Genomic DNA, 24,553 nt, shown 5'->3' with positions numbered 1-24,553 from the left:
ATGTTGCGAGTCATAGTCCGCCGCCTGCTACAGCTGGTGGTGACGCTGATAGCGCTGTCGGCGCTGATCTTCATCTGGTTGCGGAACCTGCCCGGCGGCCCGGTCGACGCGCTGCTCGGTGAGCGGGCCACCCCCGAGACCCGCGCCCTACTGACCAAGGCGCTCGGCTACGACCAGCCGATCCACGTGCAGTACGGCAAGTTCATGCAGCGGATCCTGACCGGGGACTTCGGCAACTCGATCCGCACCGGCGATCCCGTCATCGAGGTGATCGGCCGGGCCTTCCCGGCCACCGTCGAGCTGGCCCTGGCCGCGATGATCGTCGCGGTCGGCCTCGGCATCCCGCTCGGCTACCTCGCCGCCCGCTGGCGTGGTCGGGCCCTCGACCACCTGACCGTGGTGGGCACGCTGCTCGGCATCTCGATCCCGATCTTCTTCCTGGGCTACCTGCTCAAGGACGTCTTCACCCAGAACATCCACTGGTTCCCGCCGTCCGGTCGGGTCGGCATCGGGTTGGACAACACCAACATCACCGGCTTCTTCGTCCTCGACAGCCTGCTCACCCGGGAGTTCGACGCCACAGCGGACGCGCTCTGGCACCTGATCCTGCCGGCGGTCACGCTCGCCACCATCCCGCTGGCGGTCATCGTCCGGATGACCCGGGCGAGCGTGCTCGACGTGCTCAACGAGGACTACGTCCGCACCGCCGAGGCCAAGGGTCTGCGGCACCGCACCATCCGGGGTCGGCACGTCCTGCGCAACGCACTGCTGCCGGTGGTCACGACCATCGGCCTGCAGACCGGCGCGCTGCTCTCCGGCGCGGTACTCACCGAGAAGGTCTACAACTGGGGCGGCCTCGGCACCCTGATCACCGACTCGATCACCGGCAGCCGCGACTACCCCGTCCTCCAGGCGCTGATCCTGCTGGCCGCATTGGTCTTCGTGGTGGTCAACCTGCTGGTCGACCTCTCCTACGCCTTCATCGACCCGAGGGTGCGTGTGCGATGACCGAACCAACCACGCAGGCAGGTACCCCGGCCCCCCGGCGCAAGGACGAGCGCCCGGGCCGCGCGGGCGGCGCGAGCCTCAACCGACTCGGTGACCGGAAGAAGGCGCGCCTGGAGGAACTGGCGCAGGCCAGCGCCGGCAAGGGTGGCGTGAGCCTCTTCCGGGACGCGTTGCGCCGGCTGCGGCGCAACCCGGCCGCGATCGTCGGCGCCACCATCATCGCGCTCTTCGTACTCGTGGCGATCTTCGCGCCGTTGATCGCCCCGCACGACCCGGTGCAGCGCTTCGACGAGTTGACCAGCCAGCTCGCCGCGGACCACATCCCCGGAGCCACCGACGGATTCCCGCTCGGCTCCGACGAGTTGGGCCGGGACCTGCTGTCCCGCCTGATCTACGGCAGCCGGCAGACGCTCTTCGTCGGCGTGCTGGCCACCCTCATCGGGCTCGCCATCGGCGTACTGCTCGGCGCGATCGCCGGCGCCTTCGGTGGCTGGGTGGACAACATCCTCATGCGGGTCACGGACGTGATGCTGGCCCTGCCGGCCCTGCTGCTGGCGATCACCCTGGTCGCGCTGGCCAGCAAGTCCAGCCAGTGGACGGTCATCCTGGCCGTGGCCATCGTCAGCGTGCCGGTCTTCGCCCGGCTGCTGCGCGGCTCCATGCTCGCCCAACGGGAGAGCGACCACGTGCTCGCCGCCCGGGCGCTCGGCGTCAAGGAACACAACATCGTCCTGCGTCACATGCTCCCCAACGCCATGACGGCGGTGATCGTGCAGGCCACGCTGACGCTCTCCGTCGCGATCATCGAGGCCGCGTCGCTCTCCTTCCTCGGCCTCGGCGATCCCAACCGGGACCGGGCCGAGTGGGGCGCGATGCTCGGCGACGCCGGCGTCCGCTACTTCGAGGTACGCCCCGAGTTGGCCTACTACCCGGCGCTGGCGATCATCATCGTCGCGCTCGGCTTCACCCTGCTCGGTGAGGCGATGCGTGAGGCCATCGACCCGAAGAACCGGCGGTGACGACGGTGCGAGACGACAGCACGGCCGGCGTGGACCGGCGGCGGCCGCGAGGGGTCAGCCCGCGAGCCCCACGGTCACGAGTGACGGACCAGCACGGTGAGGAAGTGACCCGATGAGCCTGCTCGACGTACGTGATCTGAGCGTCGTGTTCCAGCGGCGCGGCGAACGACCGTTCACGGCGGTGGACAAGGTCAGCTTCACGGTGGAGCCGGGGCAGACCGTCGGCCTGGTCGGCGAGTCGGGCTGCGGCAAGAGCGTGACCAGCCTGGCGATCATGGGATTGCTTCCCAAGCGCGGCAACAAGGTCACCGGTGAGGTGCTCTTCGACGGCGCCGACCTGCTCAAGCTGCGCCGGGACGACATGCGGGACCGGCGTGGCCGGGACATCGGCATGATCTTCCAGGACCCGCTCTCCTCGCTGAACCCGGTCATCCCGATCGGCGTCCAGGTCGCCGAGGTGCTCGAGCGGCACCAGGGCCGCGACCGCAGGCAGGCGCTGCGGGAGGCCCGCGAACTGTTGGACGCGGTCGGCATCCCCGACCCGGACCGGCGGCTCAAGGAGTACCCGCACCAGATCTCCGGCGGCATGCGGCAGCGGGCGCTGATCGCCATCGCCCTGGCCTGCAAGCCGCGACTGCTGATCGCCGACGAGCCGACCACGGCGCTGGACGTGACCATCCAGGCGCAGATCCTGACGCTGCTGAAGCAGTTGGTCGACGACACCGGGACCGCGCTCATCATGATCACTCACGATCTGGGCGTGGTGGCCGGTCTCTGCGACACCGTCAACGTGCTCTACGGCGGCAAGGTGGTGGAGCGGGCCCGGCGGCACGAACTGTTCGCGCACGCCCGGCATCCGTACACGCACGGGCTGCTCAACTCCGTGCCCCGGCTCGATTCGACCCGCGGCGAGCGGCTGCACGCGATCCGCGGCTCGGTGGCCGACAACATTCCGTGGGTGGAAGGCTGCGCCTTCGCACCGCGCTGCGACAACGTCGTCGACGCCTGCCTCGAAGGAGCGCCCACGCTCGAGCCCACCGCCACCGGCGGCGACCTGCGCTGCAACAACCCTGTCTCCGAGGAGGTGGCGGTACCGTGACCGAGCGGACCGGACCACTTGTCGAACTGCGTGACGTCAAGGTCCATTTCCCGATCAAGAGTGGTGTGCTCTTCGACCGCACCGTCGGCTACGTCTACGCGGTGGACGGCGTCTCGCTCTCCATCAACGCGGGTGAGACGTACGGGCTGGTCGGCGAGTCCGGCTGCGGCAAGTCGACGCTGGGCCGTGGCCTGCTGCGGTTGGTCGAGCCTACGGACGGCGAGGTCGTCTTCGACGGCACGGACGTCCGAGCGCTCAAGGGCGAGAAGATGCGCCGGGCGCGCCGCCGGATGCAGATGATCTTCCAGGACCCGCTGTCCAGCCTGGACCCGCGGCAGTCGGTGGAGTCGCTGCTGCTGGAGGGACTCAAGGCGCACGGACTGGCGAACGACAAGGCGGAGACCAGCAAGCGGCTGCGCGAGACGCTGGAGGCGGTCGGCCTGCCCGCCTCGGCGCTCACCAAGTACCCGCACGAGTTCTCCGGCGGTCAGCGCCAGCGGATCGGTATCGCCCGGGCCCTGGTGCTCGACCCGGACCTGATCGTCGCCGACGAGCCGGTCTCCGCGCTCGACGTCTCGATCCAGGCCCAGGTGCTCAACCTGATGAAGGATCTGCAGGTCGAGCGGGGCCTCACGTATCTGATCATCGCGCACGACCTGGCGGTGGTCCGGCACATCTCGGACACCGTCGGGGTGATGTACCTGGGCGGGCTGGTCGAGGAGGCGTCCAGCGAGGAGCTCTACCGCGAGCCGATGCACCCGTACACCCGGGCGCTGATGTCGGCCGTGCCGGTGCCGGACCCGGTGGTGGAGGACCGGCGCGAGCGGATCCTGCTCGCCGGAGACCTGCCCTCGCCGTCGAACCCGCCGGCCGGGTGCCGTTTCCACACCCGGTGCCCGTGGGCCCAGCCGACCCGCTGCGCCGACGAGCGGCCGGCGCTGCGCGAGGTGCTCTCCGGCCACCGGGTGGCCTGCCACTACGCGGAGGAGATCGCCGCCGGGCAGATCCGGCCGCACGAGGTCGAGCCGGAACTCGTCCGGCCGGCCGAGGGGACCGCTCCGGGTGACCCGGGCGAGCTGATCCCGACGATCTGACCGCCTCGCCGGTGGCCCTGTCACCGGCCTCGGATGCCCGCGAGCTGTGCTGCCGCGGAGGCTGGAACATGCCTCCGCGGCAGCGCTCGCTCGGGCAGGGTGTGCCGGGGCGATGCCGTGCCGCGACCGCCCCCGCGGATCTCCCGGCGGTCAGCCTTCCGGGCGATGGAGCAGGCCGACCGCGATGCCGTGCACCGCGTCCAGTCCGGCCGGGTCGGGCAACGCGGCCCGGCCGCCGGTGACCCCGTACCACTCGTCGGCGTCCTTGTACTGCACGGTGAGGGTGACGTGCCCGTCGGCGTAGTCGCTGCGCAGGGTCAGCTCTCCGGTGACGACGCCGACCTCGTCGGTCATCACCCCGCCCGGACCGGCCACGATGTCGGTGGTCCGGCTCTGCGGGGCACCCGCGACGGCGGCGCCTCCGCCCGCCACGGCGGGCGTACGCTCGCTCGCGCTGACGCCACTGTCCGCGTCGGCCTGCATTCCGGCGCCGGGCACCGCAGTGGTGGCGGGCGGCCCGTCGGCGTTCATGCCCGCGCCCGGCGCAACCCCCGGTGCCGCCTCGCCGTCCGCGGTCATGCCGGCCGTGGTCGGTTTCGGCCCGGTCACCCCTCGCTCGCTCATGCGCAGCCCTCCAGCATGTCCGTCAGGGCGGTCTTCTCGGCGCTGGTCACCGTGAGCCGCCAGTGGTGCTTGACGATTACCCAGGCCTGGGCGTACTGGCACCAGTACGACTGGTTCGCCGGCTTCCACTGGGACGGGTCCTGGTCGCCCTTCGACCGGTTGGAGGACGCGGAGACCGCGATGAGCTGCGGACGCGTGGTGTCGTTGGCGAAGTCGCCCCGCTGCGTGTCGTTCCACTCGTCCGCGCCCGAACGCCACGCGTTCGCCAGCGGCACCACGTGGTCGATGTCGACGTCGGAGGGGTCGGTGAAGGTACGGCCGTCGTAGACGCTCTGCCACCGGCCGCCGACCACGTTGCAGCCGGAGAGCTTGATGTTCTCCCCGTCCCGCTTCAGCACCGAGTCGCGTACGTCACAGTTGGTGCCGGTGTCCCGCCAGTGCGGGAAGCGGGCCCGGCTGTAGCCCTTCATCGACCCGGCGCTGGCCACCGTGAGCTGGCCCAGCATCTGCATCGCGTTGCCGCCGGTGCTGCTGGGAGCGGCCTCCGGCTCGTCCACCGGCATGCAGCCGGACGCGCCGAGCGCCAGCGCCGCGGCGAGCGCGGCCACCGCCGCGCGCGGTCCTGATCTGGTACGCACAGACGACACCTCTCCAGCTTGCGGGCTTCCGGCGATCCCGCACAGTACCCAAGCATGGTTTTGGTGTTTCGTGGCGTCTCTCAGATGGCGCGTGGAAGATGGGTACCCGTGCCCCAACCCTCGCCTGCCCTCCGAATCAGTACCGCCGCAGGCCGCGGCACGCTGCTCGCCACGGTCCTCGCCTCCGGGATGGTCTTCCTGGACAGCACCGTGGTCAACGTGGCGCTGCCCCGGCTCGGTTCCGAACTACACGCCACCGTGGCGGACCTCCAGTGGACGGTCAACGGCTACATGCTGATGCTCGCCGCGTTCGTACTGCTCGGCGGGTCGCTCGGCGACCGGTTCGGCCGACGCCGGATCTTCCTGCTCGGGGTGATCTGGTTCACCGCCGCGTCCGTGCTCTGCGGCCTGGCCCAGGGGACGGGCTGGCTGATCGGCGCCCGGTTCCTCCAGGGCGCCGGCGGCGCCCTGCTCACGCCGGGCTCGCTGTCGGTGCTCCAGGCGAGCTTCCATCCGGACGACCGTGGCCGGGCGATCGGTGCCTGGTCCGGCCTCTCCGGCGTCTCCACGGCGATCGGCCCGTTCATCGGCGGCTGGCTGATCGATGCGTTCTCCTGGCGGTGGATCTTCTTCCTGAACCTTCCGCTCGCGGTCCTGGTGGTGCTCGCCGCGCTGCGTTGGGTGCCGGAGAGCCGGGACGAGGGCGCGTCGCGGGCCCGGGTCGAGGGCGACCGGCGCCGGCGGTTCGACGTGGCCGGTGCCCTGCTCGGGGCGCTGGCCCTGGGCGGTCTCACGTACGCGCTGATCGACGCGACCGGGCGCGGCTTCGGCTCGCCGCCGGTGTGGGGGTCGGCGCTGCTCGGGCTGGTCGCGGGAGTCGCCTTCGTGCTGCTGGAACGGCACCGGGGCGAGGCCGCGATGCTGCCCACCGAGCTGTTCGACAGCCGGCTCTTCTCGGTGCTGAACATCTTCACCGTGGCCGTCTACGCCGCGCTCGGCGGGTTCACCTTCTTCTTCGCCGTGTACCTGCAGAACGTGCTCGGCTGGTCGGCGCTCCTCACCGGGGTCGCGCTGCTGCCCTGGACCTTGCTGATGCTGGTGGGCTCGGCCCGGGCGGGGGCGCTCTCGGCACGCATCGGCCCCCGGCTGCCGCTGGCCGTGGGTCCGGTGGTGGCCGCCGCCGGGCTGCTGCTGTTGCGCCGGGTCAGCCCTGGCGCGTCGTACTGGGTCGACGTGCTGCCCGGGGTGTTGCTCTTCGGCGCCGGTCTGACCCTGGTCGTGGCGCCACTCACCGCCTCCGTGCTGGCGGCGGCGGCGGATCGGTTCGCCGGGGTGGCCAGCGGGTTCAACAACGCGGCCGCCCGGGCCGGCGGACTGCTCGCGGTGGCCGCGTTGCCGCTGCTGGTCGGGCTCTCCGGCGGCGCGTACCAGCAGCACGGCGCGCTGACCGGGGCGTTCCGGGCCGCGATGCTCTGGTGTGCGGGCCTCCTGCTGGCCGGCGCGCTGATGGCTCTCCTGCTGATCCACCGCCCGCCTCGGGAAGCGCCACCCTCCCAGCCGTGCCAGACGCTCCCGGTGTCGACCCCACCGCGGGAACGCTGAGCAGGGTTCGCTGCTCAGCGCCCGGGAGCGGGAAAGGGGCCCTCGTTCGGCGGGGGCCCCTTCCCGGGTCAGCGGCGGGCGCGGTTGACCGCGCTGGTCACCGCCTTGATCGAGGCGGTGACGATGTTCGCGTCGACACCGACGCCCCACACGTTGCGGCCGTCCACCTCGCACTCCACGTACGCGGCGGCCTGCGCGTCCCCGCCGGAGGAGAGCGCGTGCTCGTGGTAGTCGAGCACCCGTACGCCCACACCGACCGAGTGCAGCGCGTTGACGTACGCGTCGATCGGGCCGTTGCCGACCGCGGAGAGCGACCGGTGCTCGCCGTCGAGGTCCACCCGCGCCTCGATCTCGACCTTCCCGTCGGCCGTGCCGATCGTGTAGCCGGCCAGCGCGACCGCCGGGTCGGGCTGGTGGTCGACCAGGTAGTTGCGGGCGAAGATGGCCCACATGGCGGCCGGCTCGACCTCGCCGCCGTCGTGATCGGTGACCTGCTGGACCACGCCCGAGAACTCGATCTGGAGCCGGCGCGGCAGGTCGAGCTGGTGCTCGCTCTTCATGATGTACGCGACGCCGCCCTTGCCGGACTGCGAGTTGACCCGGATGACCGCCTCGTAGGTACGGCCCAGGTCCTTCGGGTCGATCGGCAGGTACGGCACCGCCCACGGCTGCTCGTCGACCGGCACTCCGGCCGCGGCGGCGTCCGCCGCGAGCGCGTCGAAGCCCTTCTTGATGGCGTCCTGGTGCGAGCCGGAGAACGCGGTGTAGACCAGGTCGCCCGCGTACGGGTGGCGTTCGTGCACCGGGAGTTGGTTGCAGTACTCGACAGTCCGCTTGACCTCGTCGATGTTCGAGAAGTCGATCATCGGGTCGATGCCCTGGGAGAAGAGGTTCAGCCCCAGGGTGACCAGGTCGACGTTGCCGGTGCGCTCACCGTTGCCGAACAGGCAGCCCTCGATCCGGTCCGCGCCGGCCAGCAGGCCGAGTTCGGCGGCGGCCACGCCGGTGCCCCGGTCGTTGTGCGGGTGCAGGCTGAGCACCAGGCTGTCCCGGCGGGGCAGGCGGCGGTGCATCCACTCGATCGAGTCCGCGTACACGTTCGGCGTGGCCATCTCGACGGTGGCCGGCAGGTTGATGATCAGCTTCCGGTCCGGCGTCGGGTCGATGACGTCGATCACCGCCGAACAGACCTCGAGCGCGTACTCCAGCTCGGTGCCGGTGTACGACTCCGGCGAGTACTCGTAGTGGATGTCCGTGTCCGGGGTGTGGATCTCCGCGTACTTCTGGCACAGGCGGGCCCCGGTGGTGGCGATGTCGGTGATGCCGTCCCGGTCCAGGCCGAAGACCACCCGACGCTGGAGCGTCGAGGTGGAGTTGTAGAAGTGCACGATCGCCCGCCGGGCGCCACGCAGCGACTCGAAGGTCCGCTCGATCAGGTGCTCCCGGCACTGGGTCAGCACCTGGATGGTCACGTCCTCCGGGATCAGGTCCTGCTCGATGAGCTGCCGGACGAAGTCGAAGTCGGTCTGGCTCGCCGACGGGAAGCCGACCTCGATCTCCTTGTAGCCCATCTGCACGAGCAGCTGGAACATCCGCCGTTTGCGCTCGGGCGACATCGGGTCGATGAGCGCCTGGTTGCCGTCCCGCAGGTCCACCGCGCACCAGCGCGGCGCGGCCTCGACCCGTCGGGTCGGCCAGGCGCGGTCCGGCAGGTCGACGCGGAACTGCTGCTGGTACGGCTCGTAGCGGTGGTACGGCATCCGGCTGGGGTGCTGCCGGGCGATCGGATCGGTCTCGACGTCGGTGACGGTGTCAGTCATGACGGAGTGGTCTCCTGAACAGGTGGCGTCAGCAATCGGAAGGTGTCGGCTGGTGCCGGGCCACGATGCTCCGGCGGTGCCGATGGGAAGTTCGGATGTGCTGGACGGCGCGAAGCGACTCCGCGACGAGGTGCCGGCCGGTCAGGCCTCGTCGCGGCGGCCAAGGAGAAGAAGCGCCCGCCACATGACCAAGTCAACCTACGTGATGGAACCGGGGGTGGGAAGGTAGGTCCGGATTATGGGACCGGCGTCATGGCCGGCTCCGGGGCCGGGGAACCCAGCCTCGGCGTCCGTCCCGCCCAGGCCACCGCGGGTACGATCGCCAGCCCGATCAGCACGAAGATCGCCGCCGCCGGGAACCAGCCCCAGCCCCCGGTGGTCACCCCGAGCGCGGTCAACCCCGCCGGAGCGATCAGGTACTGCACCTGCTCGCCGAGCCGCAGCGCCCCCACGTACGCGCCGCGCTGGTCGTCTGGCGGCAGGGTGGCGGTGAGTCCCCAGGTGCCCGCCGACTCGATCAGCTCGGCCAGGATCAGCAGCGTCGCGGCAGCCACCAGCACCACCACGGTGAGCAGCCCCCGGGTGACCCCGGAGATCGGCAGGACCAGGCAGGACAGGGCGATCAGCAGACCGCCACGGCGGGAGGCCCGAGCCGCGCCTGCGGCGGTGTCGGCGCCCCGGCTGACGCGCACCTGGAGCAGCACGATCAGCACCGTGTTGAGCAGCACCAGAGCGGCGATCACCGCCTTCGGGGCGTCGGTGTGGGTGAGGATCCAGAGCGGCATGACCGTGAGGTAGAGCACCCCGTGCGCGGTGAGCAGCCCGGAGAGCAGGGACACCGTCATGAACGGCCGGTCCCGCAGCACGGCGAGCCGACCCATCGGTTCCACCGGCCGGGTCACCTGCGGCAGCCGGGGCAGTCGTCGTACGAACAGGGCCGTCACCAGGCTCACCGCCGCGATGGTCCAGACCATTCCCCGGTACGCCTCGATCGTGTCCACCGCCAGCACCAGACCGCTGATCACCGCGCCCAGCCCGAACCCGACGTTCAACGACGAACGCTGGTACGCCATCGCCGTGACCCGTTCGGCCGGGGCGAGCGCGTTGATCGAGTAGACCTGGCGGGCCACGCCGGTCGCCGCATCCGCCGCCGCCAGCGCCACCACCACGGCGAGGAAACCGGCGAAGCCGCCCACGAACGGGTAGGTCGCGAAGAGCGCGGCGTTCAGCACCAGCCCGACCGCCCAGACCCGCTGCGGCCCGTACCGGTCGGTGAGCCCGCCCAGCGGCACCGTGCCGAGCAGCGACACCCCCGCCGCGATCGACAGGCCCAGCCCGACCTGGGCGGCGCTGAGCCCCAGCGCCCGGGTGAAGAAGACGGCGCTGCCGGCGTGGAACAGGCCGCTGCCGACGGCGTAGACCATGGCCTGCACGGCCAGCGCGCGGGTCAACCCGGCCGGCGGTACGACGTTTGCCACGGCGGTGCGGATGGTGTCTCTGCTTCCCATGGCCGGGAAGTGAACCGGGCCCACACGACAGCGGTCGAGCCTTTTAGGCTGGGCCGAATCCTGCTCCCGGGGGAGGGCGCGTGTCCGAGTTGCGGTTCACTCTCGCCGACGTGGCGGGCGTCCGGCTGGCCGTGTCGCCGGTCAACGAGACGGTCATGAGCATCTGGGCCATGGCCAGCCCGGTTCACCATCCGGTGCACCTGCCCTGGATCGACCGTGCCCGGGTGACTCTGCGTCGTCCCGAGGTGGCCGGCCGGGTCCGACCGCTGCTGGAGCTGGCCCGGCCGCGCAGCTGGCTGCCCGACTTCCTCACCCCGGCGGCAAGGCCGAACGTGGAGATGGCCGAGCAACTCGAACAGATCGCGGCCACGCCGCCGGCCGTGGTGGTCCAGGATCTGCTGGCGACCACTCCGCGCCTGCCGCTGAGCCCGTTCGGTCTCGCGCTGCTCGCCGACCCCCGGGGGTTGCTGCCGCAGCTCGTCGACGCGGTGCGGGTCTGGTACGACGAGGCGATCGCCCCGGACTGGCCACGGATGCGGGCACTGCTCGACGCCGACGTGTCGTACCGGGCCGCCCAGCTCGCCGAGGGCGGCGCCGGTCGGTTCTTCGAGCAGCTCCACCCGAGCCTGCGCTGGCTCGGCGACCGGGTGGTCAGCGACGACCCGTTCGAGCGGGACTTCGACCTGCGCGGTCGCGGGTTGACGCTGAACCCGACGTTGTTCACCGGGCACCAGGTGCTGTGGAACCTCCTGGAGGATTCGCTGCCGGCCGGCGCGTATCCGGTCCGGGCGGTCGGGACGCTCTGGGAGGCGACCGCGCCGCCGCCCGGCGACTCGCTGGCGCGGGTGGTCGGCCCCGGCCGAGCCGCGCTGCTGCACCTGCTCGAGACGGCGACCACCACCACTGATCTGGCCCGACTCACCGCGATGTCCGCCGGAGGTGTCTCCCAGCACCTCGCCGCGCTGCACGCCGCGGGTCTGGTCTCCCGGTCCCGACAGGGGCGGCACGTCCTCTATCGCAACACCGACGCCGCGAGGGTTCTGGTCCGGGCCAGCCGCGGCGGTGACTCGATCGGGTAGTCAGGCGAGCAGCAGGTCCGCGACGGGGTGGCGGTGCCGCAGGCCGACCTCCCGACGACGCAGCTCCTCCGGCAGCGTGAACGGGTCACCGATCCGGCCGACGGCCGCGACGACCAGCGGGTGGATCTCGCCGGGAAGGTCCAGCTCCAGGGCGAGGCCCGGCCGGTCGAAGCGGGTGAGCTGGTGCACGTGCAGGCCGAGCGCGGTGGCCTGCACGGTGAGGTGGGCGACGGCCTGGCCCAGGTCGTACGCGGCCCGCTCGTCGTCGCCCGTGTGCGCGCCGACCAGCAGCGCGGAGGCGTGCCGCGCCCAGCGCTGGTCGTCGACCGGCAGGCAGGTCAGGATCCGCTTCCACGTCTCGTCCTCCCGATGGCCGAGCGCGAACCGCCAGGGCTGGCTGTTGCCCGCCGAGGGCGCCCAGCGGGCCGCCTCCAACAGCGAGGCGGCCTCGTCGGGGCTCAGTTCAGCGTTCGGGTCGAAGGCCCGGGGGCTCCAGCGGAAGGCGAGCAGCGGGGTGAGGTCGGGCATGAGAGGAAGCGTCCCGTATGGCCGATTCGCCCACACGGACTGGGGTGTCAAATGTGGGCAAGAGCACCCGTAACGGTTGGAAGATCACTGCGTTCCGGTGCTCGGACTGTCCGATGGATCAGGCGGTGGCGGCGAGGCCGTGCCGAGCGGCTCGCCCTCGACGACCGGCCCGGCGAGCTGCACGGTGGCCGGTGCCGGGGCGGGAGGGCCGGCCAGCGTGAGCGTGCCGTAGTCGGTCCGGACCGCCGTCGGCGTGCCGTCCTGGTCGTAGCAGTAGATGCCCACGTCGAGCGGGGCGTTCAGTGAGGCCGAGGTGGTCTCCACCGAGTAGCAGGTGCCCGGGACGCCCGGAAGCGGCTGCGCGGGCGAGACCGAGAGCGGGGCACGCCGATCGGTGAGCACGTCCAGCCAGTCGGTGAACGGGTGCTGCACCCGCGGATCCAGCCGGCGGGGGAGCGCGTCGTCGGGGTCGCCGAGGCGTACGCAGCTCGGCGGTTCCGGCCGGGCGGCCGAGGGCAGGGCGCACTGGAAGAGCCCGTCCGCGGTGGCGGCCAACGCGATGTCCGAGGCCCCGCCGAGCGCGCCACCGGGTACGTCGATCCGCCAGCTGCCGTCGTTCGCGCTGGTCACGAGGATCGTCCGGTCCGCCTCGCCGCCGCGGCTGAACTTGTAGTGGGCGGTCAGGTGCCGATCCTGCGCCGCTGCGGCCAGCGCGGCCAGTTCGTCCCGCGCGGCGTCCACCGCGACCGGCCCGGCGTCGGGCGGCGGGGGAGCGGGCGGCGGGTCGGCGCTGCAGGCGACGAGGAGCGCCGGCAGGGCGAGCGCGAAGAGCGCGAGCGGGGCGGAGGGTCGGCGGCGACGGAGGCCGGCCGCGCGCGGGCGGGTCGCCGCCGCCTCGATCGCGGGGGTGCGGGGCGAACGGCGGACGGGCGTGCGCGGGCCGGTCGCGCGTCGGATCGGTCGGGAGAGGTCGTACACCGCCTCATTCTCCGGCGCTCGCGCTCACGGCGCTGGCCTGCTCGGGCCGGCGGCCCGGCGTGTCGCGGACGGCGTCCGTCGGCGGGGCCGGGCCCGTCCGGGTCGGCCCCGCCCCGGGCGTGTCGCGGGCGGTGTCTGGGCGGGGCGTTCCCCGGTGTCCGAATCGACGCTGGTCACGGGCGCTGCGTAGCGGGGCGGGCCGGCGCGGTCGGGCCGGATGGTGGGATCACCTGACCCGGCGGTCCGGCCGGCCCGATACCCTGGGGAGGTCTGACACGCGCCGCCGGCCCCGTGACCGGCGGCGTCGGCACGCTCAGGGTCACTGGGAGGGAGTGCACTTCGTGGCACTCGTGGTGCAGAAGTACGGCGGGTCCTCCGTCGCCAACGCGGAGCGGATCAAGCGGGTCGCGGAGCGGATCGTCGCCGCACGCAAGGCCGGTGACGATGTCGTGGTGGTGGTCTCCGCGATGGGCGACACCACCGACGAACTGCTCGACCTGGCCAACCAGGTCAGTCCGCTGCCGCCGGGCCGTGAGCTGGACATGCTGCTCACCGCCGGAGAGCGGATCTCCATGGCGCTGCTCGCCATGGCCATCCACAACCTGGGCTACGAGGCGCGTTCGTTCACCGGCTCCCAGGCCGGCGTGATCACCACCTCGGTGCACGGTAAGGCGCGGATCATCGACGTCACCCCGGGCCGCCTGAAGGGCGCGCTCGACGAGGGCTCGGTGGTGATCGTCGCCGGTTTCCAGGGGGTCTCCCAGGACACCAAGGACGTCACGACGCTGGGTCGGGGTGGCTCGGACACCACGGCAGTGGCGCTGGCGGCCGCGTTGCACGCCGACGTCTGCGAGATCTACACGGACGTGGACGGCATCTTCAGCGCCGATCCGCGGATCGTGCCCAACGCACGGCACATCAAGCAGATCACCTACGAGGAGATGCTGGAACTGGCCGCCTGCGGCGCCAAGGTGCTGCACCTGCGCAGTGTGGAGTACGCCCGCCGGGCGGGGTTGCCGATCCACGTCCGTTCGTCATACTCGACCAACACCGGCACGATGGTCACCGGATCGATGGAGGACCTTCCTGTGGAGCAAGCACTGATCACCGGGGTCGCCCACGACCGCAGCGAGGCGAAGATCACGATCGTCGGCGTGCCGGACGAGCCGGGTGCCGCCGCGCGCATCTTCGACACCGCGGCCGGCGCCGAGATCAACATCGACATGATCGTGCAGAACGTCTCCACCGAGGGCACCGGCCGCACCGACATCTCCTTCACGCTGCCGAAGACCGACGGCCCGACGGCGATGGCCGCGCTCAGCAAGATCCAGGAGTCGGTCAAGTTCAAGGGCCTGCTCTACGACGACCACGTCGGCAAGGTCTCGCTCATCGGTGCCGGGATGCGCTCCCACCCGGGCGTGGCGGCCGGCTTCTTCGCCGCCCTCGGCGCCGCCGGCGTCAACATCGAGATGATCTCGACCTCGGAGATCCGGGTCTCCGTGGTCTGCCGGGACACCGACCTCGACGCGGCGGTCCGCGCCATCCACGACGCCTTCGACCTCGGCGGCGACACCGAGGCCGTGGTCTACGCGGGCACCGGGCGGTAGGGCCGATGGACGAACTGCCCACCCTCGCCGTCGTCGGGGCGACCGGTGCCGTCGGCACTGTCATGTGCGAGCTGCTCACCGGCCGCCGCAACGTCTGGGGCGAGATCCGGCTGCTCGCCTCCGAGCGATCGGTCGGGCGGCAGGTCCGCTGCCGGGGCGAGGAGCTGACCGTCCAGGCCGTGACCCCGGAGGCGTTCGACGGTGTCGACGTCGCGATGTTCGACGTACCGGACGAGATCTCGGCGCAGTGGGCGTCGGTCGCGGTCGACCGTGGCGCGGTCGTGGTGGACAACTCCGGGGCCTTCCGGATGGACCGCGACGTGCCGCTGGTGGTCCCTGAGATCAACCCCGAGCAGGTACGCAACCGGCCGAAGGGCATCATCGCCAACGCCAACTGCACGACGCTCGCGATGATCGTCGCGGTCGCCCCGCTGCATCGCGAGTACGGCCTGCGTGAGCTGGTGCTCTCCTCGTACCAGGCGGTCTCCGGCGTCGGTCAGGCCGGCGTGGACACCCTGCACGCCCAGCTCGGCAAGATCGCCGGTGACCGGGTGCTCGGTTCGCGGCCGGGCGACGTCCGGCAGGCGGTCGGTGACGAACTCGGCCCGTTTCCGGCCCCCCTCGCGTTGAACGTGGTGCCCTGGGCCGGCTCGCCCGCCGACGGCGGCTGGTCGTCCGAGGAGATGAAGGTCCGCAACGAGTCGCGCAAGATCCTCGGCCTGCCCGACCTGAAGGTCTCCGCCACCTGCGTACGGGTGCCCGTGGTGACCGGCCACTCGGTGGCCGTGCACGCGGTCTTCGCCACCGAGGTCGACGCCGAGGGAGCCCGCGAGGTGCTGCGGAACGCCCCCGGTGTGATCCTGGTCGACGACCCGGCCGCCGGCGAGTTCCCGATGCCGATCGACGCGGTCGGCACCGACCCGTCCTGGGTCGGCCGGATCCGCCGAGCGTTGGACGACCCGCGCGCCCTGGACCTCTTCATCACCGGCGACAACCTCCGCAAGGGCGCGGCGCTGAACACCGCCCAGATCGCCGAACTCCTGGCCACCGAGCTGACCCGCTCCTGATCCGAGCCGCCCGGTGGGCTGCCCCGCAGTCGCCGGGTGGGTCAGGCCGGAGCCAGCCGGACGCCGTCGCGTCCCTGCCGCTTGACCATGTAGAGAGCCTGGTCGGCGCGGCGAAGGGTGAGTTCGGCGGACTCGCCCGGGCGCGGTAGCGCCACCCCTACGCTGATCGTGCGGCCGGTCTGCCGGGCCGCCTCGGTCAGCCGCTCGGCGATCCGGACCGCCTCCTCCGGACGGTTCACCTCGATCACCGCGACGAACTCGTCGCCACCGATGCGGTACAACTCGTCGCCGTGCCGCAGCGCGCTCTCCAGCGCCCGGGCCAGGCCGATCAGCAGCCGGTCGCCGGCCTGGTGCCCGTACGTGTCGTTGACCGTCTTGAAGCCGTCCACGTCGATCGCCAGCAGCGCCGTACGCCCCGGGGTGGCCGCCGCGATCCGCTTGCCGAACGGACCGGTGTGCCGCAGCCCGGTGAGCGGATCGGAACTGGCCTGCTCGCGCAGCCGGTCGAGGGTGCGGAGCCGGTCCAGGCTGTTCCAGGCCTGACCGGCGAGCAGTTCCATCAGGCTGACCGTGGTGGGGTCAGGGCGGAGCAGGCGCTCGTCGGCGACGAGCAGCACGCCCCCGCCGGCGGGCGGGCCGAGCGGGACCGCCACCAGCGTGCGTACGCCCGCGCGGGAGAGCGGGACGTACTCCTCCGTCGGTGGCTGCCCGGCCTCGCCGAGCGTGTAGCCGGCGCCGTACCGGTGGACCCGCTCGACGATGCGGTCGACCGCTGCCGGCCCGGCCTCGGTCAGTTCGGCGCGGATCCGGCCCTCCAGCTCACCCGGGGTGCGCGGCGCCCGGCAGAGCCGGGACTCCTCGGGACCGTCCAGCAGCAGCACCGCGGCGGAGAGCGCGGAGACGTCACGGGCGGCGCAGACGGCCGTGGTGATCAGATCGCAGTCCGTCGTCGCGGCGGAGAGCGCGGCGGCGTGCCGGAGCAGCTTCTCGCTGCGGCTCTCGGGCGGCGGTCCGCCGAGCGCCAGGATCCGGGCGCCGAGGCGGGAGGCCAGCCGCTCGGCGGTGGCTCGCCACGGTGCCAGGTCGACCGGTGCGCTCCACTGGAGGTCCAGTGCGCCGACGGTCCGCCCGGCCGGGTCGACCACCGGTACGCAGATCTCGGCGGTCACGTCCGGTCGGATCGGCAGGTGGTCGGGGTCGGCGGCGACGTCGGGCACGACGGCGGTCTCGCCGGTGGCGTACACCCGGCCGACGATGCCGGTCTTCGGCGGCACGGTCGAGAAGATCTGCCAGGCGCCGGTGGCCGCGACGCAGCGCAACCGGCCCTGGACCTGGAGCAGCAAGGAGATGGCCGCCGGGGTGTGCCCGGCGAGCGCCGTGACGAAACGCTGGCAGGCATCGAGGGCGGTTGTGGCCGCGGGAAGGTCGGCCGTGACGTCACGGATGATCCGCTGGTGATCCACTCGCTCGTCGTTCCAGGTAGGGGTGGGGTCGGCCGGTGCCGAACCTGCGACCAAGCGTACTCATGACGTGACCAGCCCCGTACCGATCAAGATCGCGCATGCCCTTCGTACACATGTGCTATCCACAGGCTGTGGACGACGCCGGTGGATGCGGCGGGGCCCCGTACGAGCCTGGGCGGCGATAGCGTGAGAACCCCGGCCGCGAGGAGGCGCGCATGCTGATCGCCCAGCTCAGTGATCCGCACCTGACCACCGGTCCGCTCGCCGCCGACCCGGCCACCGGGCTGCACCAGGCGCTCGGCCGGATACTCGCGCTGCGGCCCCGGCCCGACTGCGTGGTGATCACCGGTGACCTCGTCGACCGCGGGCGACCCGACGAGTACCTCACGCTTCGGGAGGTGATCGGCCGATTTCCGCTGCCGGTGCACCTGGCACCGGGCAACCACGACGACCGCGAGTCGCTGCTCGACCAGTTCGGCGGTACGCAGTGGCTGGGCGGCGGGTTCTCCGCGTACTACCACGTCGACCACCCGGCGGCCACCGTCATCGTCCTGGACTCCCTGGTGCCGGGCGCAGACGGCGGGCAGCTCGGCGAGGAACAGCTGGGCTGGCTCGACGGCGTGCTCGCCGGGCGGCCGGAGGTGCCGGCACTGGTCTTCCTGCACCACCCGCCGGTGGCCGTGGGGCTACCGGCCGCCGACGCGATCGGGTTGGCGGACGCCGACGCGCTCGCCGAGGTGGTCGGCCGGCACCGGCACGTAGTCCGGATCGGCGCCGGCCACCTGCACCGCCCGGTGACCGCGGCGTTCGCCGGCACCGTGCTCACCACCGCGCCCAGCACCTGGCGGCAGGCGTCGCTCACCATGACCTCGGACGAACCGATCGGCTGGGTCACCGAGCCCACCGGGTTCCTGCTGCACCTGGTGGTCGGTGGCAACTGCGTGACGCACACCGTCCAGGTCAGCCACTCGGCCGGGCAGACCTGCGGATTCTGAGCGACCGTCGGCCCCGGCCGAATACGCGCGCCTATCCCTCCACGCGCCGCACCACGGCGGCAACTGCGAGCCACTCACTGTGGCCGCACCGCGCCAACCCTGCCGCGTGCTGCGCCGGGCGCTGCGGGCTGCCGTGAAGATCGCGCTCGTTCCGTGAAGTAGTGGCATCCTGCGGCCCGGGATGCCACTACTTCCTAGTTCCAGCGTGATCTGCACTCCCGGCCGGAAGACGCAGCGCGGTGTGGCGCTATCCGGTGCGCCCGGTAGGGCTCGTGCGCGTCCGGGGTGGGCGATGCGGTGCACGCGTGGTATGACGCCTGCGTGTCCGCGGTGTGGCGCGCGGGGGCGTGCGAGCGCGCGGGGCGTGCGCCCTGTACGGGGTCAGGCCGAAACGGGGGCGGGCTCGGGGATGACCGCGTCGCGGGCGCGGCCGTCCTCGGCGGGGGCGAGCAGGCGGCGCAGGGAGAGCGCCACCACGGAGGCGAGCAGACAACCGCCGACGACGGCCACGACCCACACCTTGCCGTCGGCCGCGCCGATCAACGGGCCCGCGGTCACCGGGCCGATGACCCCGCTGATCCCGAAGATCATCGAACTCATCGCGTTGTAGCGGCCGCGAAGCTCGTCGGTGGCGAGCGCGTTGGTCAGCGCCGGCATGACCGGCGAGAGCATCGTCTCGCCGAAGCCGAAGATCGCGGAGCAGGCCACCACGCCGAGCGCGGCGACGAGCGCGTTGCCCGTACCGACCAGGCCGGCGGCACCCAGGACGAGCCAGGCGGTGGCGAACACCGCACCCACCGCCGCGAGCGCGCCGGTGCGGCTCCGCCCCTCCAGTCGCCGGATCACCACCAGCTGCGCGAGCACGATCATCACGGTGTTGGCGGCGAGGGCCCAGGCCACCACCCGGGGGCTCACCTCGACGACCCGGACGGCGTACGCGGTGAAGCCGACCTCGATCTGCGCGTAGCCGCAGGTGGTGAGGATCAGACCGAAGACCACCAGTCGGCGGAACGGGCGGTCCCGCAGCACCGTGAGGTAGCCGCCCCCGGACGGCCGGTCGCCCGCCGCAGCCGAGCTGATCCGGCGGCCGACACCGGGCAGGGTGAGCAGGATCAGGGCCGGCATCAGGTAGCTCACCGCGTCCAGCAGGTAGATCGTCTGGAAGGTCACCGGACGGCCGATGTCGACGATCGCGCCCGAGGTCATGCCGCCGATGCCGATGCCGAGGTTGAGCAGGGCGAAGTTCAGCCCGAAGACGCGCTGCCGCTCGCCGTCGTCGGTCAGCGAGGCGAGGATGGTGTTCTGCCCGGACCAGATGGCCGAACTGCCGATCGCGATCACCGTGACCACCAGGAACGCGGACGCGGACGAGTGGACCAGGGCGAGCGCACCGGTGCCCGCCGCCTCGATCAGCAGACAGGGCAGCACCACCCGGCGAGCACCGAACCGGTCGATCAGAGTGCCGCCGAGTGGCGACAAGGCCAGCGTGACCGCGCCGTACCAACCGATCACCAGCCCGGCGCGTGCGTCGGTGAGCCCGCGCACGTCGGTCAGATAGATGAAGAGGAACGGCAGGGTGAGACCGCGCCCGATCGCCGAGAGCAGGGTGCCGACGAGGATGCGTCGGGCTTCGGGACGGCGGGGTAGGGCGCGGCGCAACATGTCCGCATTCTCTGCGTTGGCTGTGACAGTGTGCGACTCGATTAATCGCCGGCCCGCGTGGCGGAACGCGGGTTCGTGACCGAACCCACCCCGGCCGGTGTCCGACCCCTCTGCGATGCTGACCGGGTGAGCACCACCTGGCGTCATCTGCCCGCAGCCGCCCGCGAGATCGCGGAGAGCGCAGTCGAAGCGGTCAGCGCCGCGCAGCAGCGTGACGCGCGGGCGTACGACGAGTCGGTGGCCCGCCTGGCGACGGCCGATCGGTCGGGGCTGGTCCTCGGCGCGGTGGTCCGGCTCCTGCTCGAGGAGAGCCACCCGGACGGCGTGGACGGCGACGACGTCCGACAGGTGCTGGAACGCTGCGCCCGCAGCGCGGCGCAGTGGCGCGCCGACATCGATCCGCACGTGCTGCTGGTCCTGCTCGCCGGTGCGCTCGGGGTGTACGACCCGGACGGCGACGAGTCGCCGCCGGACCCACCGGCGATCGCCCGGCACGCCCCGCTGCTCGTCGCCGACCTGTCGGCCCACACCAGTCGGCCGCTCGACGCCTACCTCGTCGCGGCGTTCGCCGAGATCGAGCGCGCCGAACGGCACGACTGAGCGCCGTCGCCGCCGAACCGGCCGCGTCGCCACGGCCCGTTTGCCGAACCGGCCGCGTCGCCTCGTTGCGGCCACGAAGATGACGGGGTGCGCATCCCTCGGTACCGGTACGACACGACCGAGGAGACGCACCGGACGACCAACTTCGAGATCTTCTTCGATCTCGTCTTCGTCTTCGCACTCACCCGGATCGTCGAGTTCATGGCGGAGACTCCCTCCGCCGTCACGATGCTCCGCGGGCTGATCCTCATCCTGCTGCTGTGGTTCTCCTGGTCCGCGTACGCCTGGCTGGGCAACGAGGCGCGCGCCGACGTCGGCCTGATCCGCACCGGCACCCTGACCGCCATGGCGGCACTCTTCGTGGCGGCGCTGGCGATTTCGGACGCCTGGCGGCAGGAGGAGAGCCCGCTGCCGGCCCCGCTCCTGCTCGCCGCCGCCTACCTGGCCGTACGGGTCCTGCACCTGACGCTCTACCTGTACGTGTCCCGCAGTCCTCAGCTCACCCGCACGCTCCGGCTCAGCGCGATTCCGCTGGCGCTGGCGGCGCTCCCGCTCGTGGCCGGCGCGCTGGTCGGCGGCACGGTGCAGACGATGCTCTGGGCGGTGGCGTTCCTGGTCGACGTCGGTGGCGGCCGGATCGCCTCCGGCTACAGCCCGTGGGAACTACGCAGCGTCAGCCACTTCACCGAGCGGCACCGCCTCGTGATCATCATTGCGATCGGCGAGTCGCTGATCTCGATCGGCCTCGGTGCCGGTGCCGAGCTGGCCAGCTGGTGGGTGCTGCTGGCGGCGCTGCTCGGCTTCGTGGTCACCGTATGCCTGTGGCGGTTGTACTTCGACCGGTTCGCGCGGGCCATCGAGCACGTCATGGCGACCGCGCCCCGGATGCGGCGGGGCACCATCGCCAGCGACGCCTTCAGCCTCGCCCACCTGCCGATGATCGCCGGAATCATGTACCTCGCGCTCGGCATCGAGCAGGTGCTGGCCATACTCATGCACCACGGCACCGTCGATCAACTGGGCCTGCCGAGCATCGTCGCCCTCTACGGCGGGGGCGCGCTGTACCTCGTCGGCCGAGGGCTCTGCCTGCGGCTCACCGCCGGCATCACCGCGCTGCCGCCGGTCGTCGGTGCCGTCGTGCTGCTGCTGCTCATCGCACCGGCCCGGCTGCTGCCCGCGCTCTCCGCCCTGGCGCTGCTGGCGGTGGCACTGGTCGTGCAGTGTGCGGTGGAGCGGAGGTACGGCGAGCTGGCAGCGCCACTCGCCGCCGAGCCGGCGCGCTGATCGGCCCGCGTCACCCGGGTCGTAGGGCTACGGTCCCAGCCGGCGTCGGAACCAGTCCGGGCTCGGATTGACGGCCGGCTCACCGTCGGACAGCACCACCGTCGGCACCGTCTCGTTCCCACCGGCGACCGCCCTGACGGCCGCCGCCCCGGCCGGGTCGCTCCAGATGTTGACCCAGTACGCCCGGCGGGCGGCACGGCCGAGCCGGAAGCGCAGCCGGAGGCAGTACTGACAACCGGGCCGCCAGTAGACGACCGGCCGACCGTCCGCCGCGCTGCGCTGCCGCGCCTGTGCCGCCGTCACGGCACGCGGGAACGCCAGCGGCGACAACACGAACGCCAGCGCGGCGAGGACCGCCAGCCAGACGGCACCGGCCCACAGCGACCGCTGGCCGGACGCGGCGAACAGTCCGCTCGCCAGCAGCAGTCCCGGCGGACCCCAACTGCGCAGCACAGCCCCGGATGCTAGTCGCCGCCGCGTGATCGGCGTCGGCCGGTATCGTCGCCGGGTGCCCGAGCTGATCGCCCCCACCGTCCGTCTCCACACCGCCTGGCTGGAGGCGCGTGACGACTGGGGCTCCGGCGTTCATGAGGACGGTTTCGGCCTTCGGCCGTCCGACGAGGTGGACTCGTCCGACGGGTTCGCCGCCTGGGTGGCCCGGCTCACGGAGGAGTCGGATCCGACGAAGCCCCTGGATGCCGGGCGGGTGCACTGCACGTACCGATGGATCGTCGAGGGTGACCAGGTGCTCGGCGGAATCGCCCTGCGGCACGGGCTCGACGACTTCCTGTTGCGGGTCGGTGGCCACATCGGCTACGGCATCCGACCGTCCGCGCGCCGCCGCGGGCTGGCCACCTGGGCGCTGGGCCGGATGCTCGACGAGGCACGCACGCTCGGCATGAACCGAGTGTTGATCACCTGCGAGGTGAACAACACCGCCTCGGGGCGGACGATCGAGCGCCAGGGCGGCGTCCTGGAGGACATTCGGGACACCGAACTCGGGACGGTGCGGCGGTACTGGGTCGAGCTGTAGCAGCAGGCCCCTCGGTCCGGGGCGGGAAGCAGCAGCAGCTTCTCCGCTGACCAGGCCGCCCGGCGGATCGCCGTCGGCGGCAGACCCAGCCTCGTCGCGTGGCTTCTATCCGACGACCGCCAAGAAGTCCGAGTAGAACAGGCCCAGGCCGACGGCCGCGCAGACGCCGGCCACGATCCAGAACCGGACCACGATGTTGGCCTCGCTCCATCCAGCCAGCTCGAAGTGGTGATGCAACGGCACCATCCGGAAGACACGTCTTCCGGTGGTCCGGTACGAGACGATCTGGATCACCCAGGTGACCGTGATGATGAAGAAGAGACCGCCGATCAGGATCGACAGCAGCGTGGTGCGGGTCGCCACCGCGAGCCCGCCGATCAGGGCGCCGAGCCCGAGCGCGCCCACGTCGCCCATGAAGATCCGTGCCGGGGACGTGTTCCACCACAGGAAGCCCACGCAGGCGCCAGCGGCCGCGGCCGCGATCATGGCGATCTCCAGAGGATCGCGGACCTGGTAGCAGTAGTCGTTCGCGCGGGCGTACGTCTCGTCGGCGCACCAGTGCCGGTACTGCCAGTACCCGATCAGCGCGTATGCGCCGAGCACCAGGGTCGACGCGCCGGTGGCCAGGCCGTCGAGGCCGTCGGTGAGGTTCACACCGTTCGACATCGCCGTGATCACGAATACGAACACGATCACCGAGCCGACCTTGCCGACGTTCAGCCAGCTGATGTCCCGGATGAATGAGATGTGCTCGCTGGCCACGGTCTGGCCGTTGGCGCTCGCCACGTAGAGCGCGGCGATGCCGAATCCGGTGCCGATGATCGCCTGACCGAGCAGTTTGCCCTTGGCGGACAGGCCGTCGGAATTGCGCCGGCGGACCTTGAGGTAATCGTCGACGAAGCCGACCGCGCCGCAGAAGACGAAGAGGCCGAGCAGGACGAGGGCCGTCATGGTCGGCTTCACCTGCGCGATCTGCCCATCGGGCAGCGTGGTCAGCGTCAAGTGCCCGGCGACGTAGGCGACGACGGTCGCCACGATGAACACGACGCCACCCATCGCAGGCGTGCCCCTTTTGCCCTCGTTCGAGGCGAGGCCGAGGGAACGGATCGGCTGTCCTGCCTTGAGCGCGGTGAAGACGCGAACTGCCACTGGTGTGCCGAACAGGGAGATGATGAACGCGACTGCGGCCGCGACGATGGCGGCCCTCACGGGCGAACCTCCACGAGATCCGGATTTCTCACGGCGCCTTCACCGAGCTTCCGGGCCGGTGCCGGACGTATCGAAGTGAGCGGGCCGCGCAGATCGTCTTGAACAAGATCGTCGATCACGAGACATGAGCTTGCCATCCGAACGGCGAGCGGAGGGCCCTGGACCTAACAGTGCCGTGGTTCGTAACTCGCCGACACGAATCCAATGTGGTGGGCGAGGCGATCCGTGCAGGGGCGGTACACGGCCGAGCGCCACGGCGTTCAACGTGAGGCATGCCGGCGCGGCTGTCCGGGTCGGTGGCGGACGGGATGTCGTCCCACCTCACGTACCGATCAAAGACGTTGCGAAGGTCATGGGGCCCGAGCAGGCAGGCACTCGACACGCGACCGCGGTGTGCTCGCCTCGTTCGCTGCCTCAGGAGGAGCGGCGGCCCCCTGGAAACGAATCAAGGCCCCTCCGTGGAGGGGCCTTGACCTGCTGTTACCTCTGGTCGGGGTGGCCGGATTCGAACCGACGACCTCTTCGTCCCGAACGAAGCGCGCTACCAAGCTGCGCCACACCCCGAGGCGTGCCGACAAATAGTAGCCCACCCGCCCTGGCGCTCCAACTCGGTACCCCCTGGGCCGGGCCGCCTCC

Annotated in this window: 22 protein-coding genes and 1 tRNA gene; 12 read left to right on the top strand and 11 right to left on the bottom strand. The window is 71.7% G+C overall.

The features are described from left to right. The 4 genes from BXA10_RS03245 to BXA10_RS03230 all read left to right on the top strand — a co-directional run bounded on the left by BXA10_RS03245 (position 1) and on the right by BXA10_RS03230 (position 4,220). Entirely contained in the window at positions 1–1,008 is a 1,008-nt protein-coding gene (locus BXA10_RS03245; RefSeq protein WP_076467240.1) for an ABC transporter permease, read from the top strand. Continuing rightward, positions 1,005–2,027, top strand: coding sequence for an ABC transporter permease (locus BXA10_RS03240; RefSeq protein WP_084752143.1), 1,023 nt, complete (start codon positions 1,005–1,007; stop codon positions 2,025–2,027). Before BXA10_RS03245 ends, BXA10_RS03240 begins: the two co-directional genes overlap by 4 nt. Before the next feature lie 112 nt (positions 2,028–2,139). Beyond that, positions 2,140–3,126, top strand: a complete 987-nt coding sequence (locus BXA10_RS03235; protein ID WP_076467239.1) for an ABC transporter ATP-binding protein — start codon at positions 2,140–2,142, stop codon at positions 3,124–3,126. Further along, positions 3,123–4,220, top strand: coding sequence for an ABC transporter ATP-binding protein (locus tag BXA10_RS03230; protein WP_076467237.1), 1,098 nt, complete (start codon positions 3,123–3,125; stop codon positions 4,218–4,220). Before BXA10_RS03235 ends, BXA10_RS03230 begins: the two co-directional genes overlap by 4 nt. A gap of 150 nt (positions 4,221–4,370) precedes the next feature. On the opposite strand, the gene BXA10_RS03225 is transcribed toward BXA10_RS03230, so the two are convergent. Together BXA10_RS03225 and BXA10_RS03220 are read right to left on the bottom strand one after the other, a co-directional pair. After that, positions 4,371–4,844, bottom strand: a complete 474-nt coding sequence (locus tag BXA10_RS03225; RefSeq protein ID WP_076467236.1) for a hypothetical protein — start codon at positions 4,842–4,844, stop codon at positions 4,371–4,373. After that, positions 4,841–5,482 (bottom strand): HNH endonuclease family protein, encoded by a 642-nt coding sequence (locus BXA10_RS03220; RefSeq protein ID WP_076467234.1) that lies wholly within the window; start codon positions 5,480–5,482, stop codon positions 4,841–4,843. The genes BXA10_RS03225 and BXA10_RS03220 overlap by 4 nt, the downstream gene beginning before the upstream one ends. Before the next feature lie 108 nt (positions 5,483–5,590). On the opposite strand from BXA10_RS03220, the gene BXA10_RS03215 reads away from it, so the two are divergent. Continuing rightward, positions 5,591–7,084: an MFS transporter gene (locus tag BXA10_RS03215; RefSeq protein WP_245828098.1), complete on the top strand. Its 1,494-nt coding sequence runs from the start codon at positions 5,591–5,593 to the stop codon at positions 7,082–7,084. A 68-nt stretch (positions 7,085–7,152) separates the two neighbouring features. Here BXA10_RS03215 and leuA read toward each other — a convergent pair whose 3' ends face one another. Together leuA and BXA10_RS03205 are read right to left on the bottom strand one after the other, a co-directional pair. After that, positions 7,153–8,904 (bottom strand): 2-isopropylmalate synthase, encoded by a 1,752-nt coding sequence (gene leuA, locus BXA10_RS03210; RefSeq protein ID WP_076467231.1) that lies wholly within the window; start codon positions 8,902–8,904, stop codon positions 7,153–7,155. Positions 8,905–9,140: 236 nt separating this feature from the next. Then, on the bottom strand, positions 9,141–10,412 hold the full coding sequence (locus BXA10_RS03205; RefSeq protein ID WP_139337867.1) for an MFS transporter: 1,272 nt from the start codon (positions 10,410–10,412) through the stop codon (positions 9,141–9,143). Positions 10,413–10,492: 80 nt separating this feature from the next. Here BXA10_RS03205 and BXA10_RS03200 point away from each other — a divergent pair, with 80 nt between their 5' ends. After that, the gene (locus tag BXA10_RS03200; RefSeq protein WP_076467230.1) at positions 10,493–11,491 is read left to right on the top strand and encodes an ArsR/SmtB family transcription factor; all 999 of its coding nucleotides are present in this window, start codon (positions 10,493–10,495) and stop codon (positions 11,489–11,491) included. On the opposite strand, the gene BXA10_RS03195 is transcribed toward BXA10_RS03200, so the two are convergent. Together BXA10_RS03195 and BXA10_RS03190 are read right to left on the bottom strand one after the other, a co-directional pair. Next, positions 11,492–12,019: a nitroreductase family protein gene (locus tag BXA10_RS03195; protein ID WP_076467228.1), complete on the bottom strand. Its 528-nt coding sequence runs from the start codon at positions 12,017–12,019 to the stop codon at positions 11,492–11,494. Between the two features lie 84 nt (positions 12,020–12,103). Beyond that, on the bottom strand, positions 12,104–12,997 hold the full coding sequence (locus BXA10_RS03190; protein ID WP_245828097.1) for a hypothetical protein: 894 nt from the start codon (positions 12,995–12,997) through the stop codon (positions 12,104–12,106). 341 nt (positions 12,998–13,338) lie between these two features. Here BXA10_RS03190 and BXA10_RS03185 point away from each other — a divergent pair, with 341 nt between their 5' ends. Beyond that, positions 13,339–14,604, top strand: a complete 1,266-nt coding sequence (locus BXA10_RS03185; RefSeq protein ID WP_076467422.1) for an aspartate kinase — start codon at positions 13,339–13,341, stop codon at positions 14,602–14,604. Positions 14,605–14,609: 5 nt separating this feature from the next. Next, positions 14,610–15,671, top strand: coding sequence for an aspartate-semialdehyde dehydrogenase (locus BXA10_RS03180; RefSeq protein WP_076467227.1), 1,062 nt, complete (start codon positions 14,610–14,612; stop codon positions 15,669–15,671). 41 nt (positions 15,672–15,712) lie between these two features. Here the strand turns inward: BXA10_RS03180 and BXA10_RS03175 are convergent, their stop codons facing one another. Further along, the gene (locus tag BXA10_RS03175) at positions 15,713–17,134 is read right to left on the bottom strand and encodes a GGDEF domain-containing protein (protein WP_076467225.1); all 1,422 of its coding nucleotides are present in this window, start codon (positions 17,132–17,134) and stop codon (positions 15,713–15,715) included. A 215-nt stretch (positions 17,135–17,349) separates the two neighbouring features. On the opposite strand from BXA10_RS03175, the gene BXA10_RS03170 reads away from it, so the two are divergent. Beyond that, positions 17,350–18,129 carry a phosphodiesterase gene (locus tag BXA10_RS03170; protein ID WP_076467224.1) on the top strand — a complete coding sequence of 260 codons (780 nt, stop codon included), beginning with the start codon at positions 17,350–17,352 and terminating at the stop codon, positions 18,127–18,129. 381 nt (positions 18,130–18,510) lie between these two features. On the opposite strand, the gene BXA10_RS03165 is transcribed toward BXA10_RS03170, so the two are convergent. Then, positions 18,511–19,791, bottom strand: coding sequence for an MFS transporter (locus BXA10_RS03165; protein WP_076467222.1), 1,281 nt, complete (start codon positions 19,789–19,791; stop codon positions 18,511–18,513). A gap of 126 nt (positions 19,792–19,917) precedes the next feature. On the opposite strand from BXA10_RS03165, the gene BXA10_RS03160 reads away from it, so the two are divergent. Continuing rightward, on the top strand, positions 19,918–20,391 hold the full coding sequence (locus BXA10_RS03160; protein WP_076467419.1) for a hypothetical protein: 474 nt from the start codon (positions 19,918–19,920) through the stop codon (positions 20,389–20,391). A gap of 87 nt (positions 20,392–20,478) precedes the next feature. Beyond that, complete coding sequence (locus tag BXA10_RS03155) at positions 20,479–21,675, top strand: low temperature requirement protein A (RefSeq protein ID WP_076467220.1); 1,197 nt, start codon at positions 20,479–20,481, stop codon at positions 21,673–21,675. A 27-nt stretch (positions 21,676–21,702) separates the two neighbouring features. Here BXA10_RS03155 and BXA10_RS03150 read toward each other — a convergent pair whose 3' ends face one another. Beyond that, positions 21,703–22,128, bottom strand: coding sequence for a glutaredoxin domain-containing protein (locus BXA10_RS03150; RefSeq protein WP_076467218.1), 426 nt, complete (start codon positions 22,126–22,128; stop codon positions 21,703–21,705). A gap of 55 nt (positions 22,129–22,183) precedes the next feature. On the opposite strand from BXA10_RS03150, the gene BXA10_RS03145 reads away from it, so the two are divergent. Continuing rightward, complete coding sequence (locus BXA10_RS03145; RefSeq protein WP_076467416.1) at positions 22,184–22,708, top strand: GNAT family N-acetyltransferase; 525 nt, start codon at positions 22,184–22,186, stop codon at positions 22,706–22,708. A gap of 105 nt (positions 22,709–22,813) precedes the next feature. Here BXA10_RS03145 and mraY read toward each other — a convergent pair whose 3' ends face one another. Next, positions 22,814–23,917 (bottom strand): phospho-N-acetylmuramoyl-pentapeptide-transferase, encoded by a 1,104-nt coding sequence (mraY, locus tag BXA10_RS03140; RefSeq protein WP_076467216.1) that lies wholly within the window; start codon positions 23,915–23,917, stop codon positions 22,814–22,816. Positions 23,918–24,404: 487 nt separating this feature from the next. Continuing rightward, positions 24,405–24,481, bottom strand: a tRNA-Pro gene (locus BXA10_RS03135). Positions 24,482–24,553: the final 72 nt, after the last annotated feature.

Source organism: Micromonospora avicenniae (genome assembly GCF_900156065.1).
Taxonomy (GTDB): domain Bacteria; phylum Actinomycetota; class Actinomycetes; order Mycobacteriales; family Micromonosporaceae; genus Micromonospora; species Micromonospora avicenniae.
This window is presented reverse-complemented; position numbering and strand designations above follow the sequence as displayed.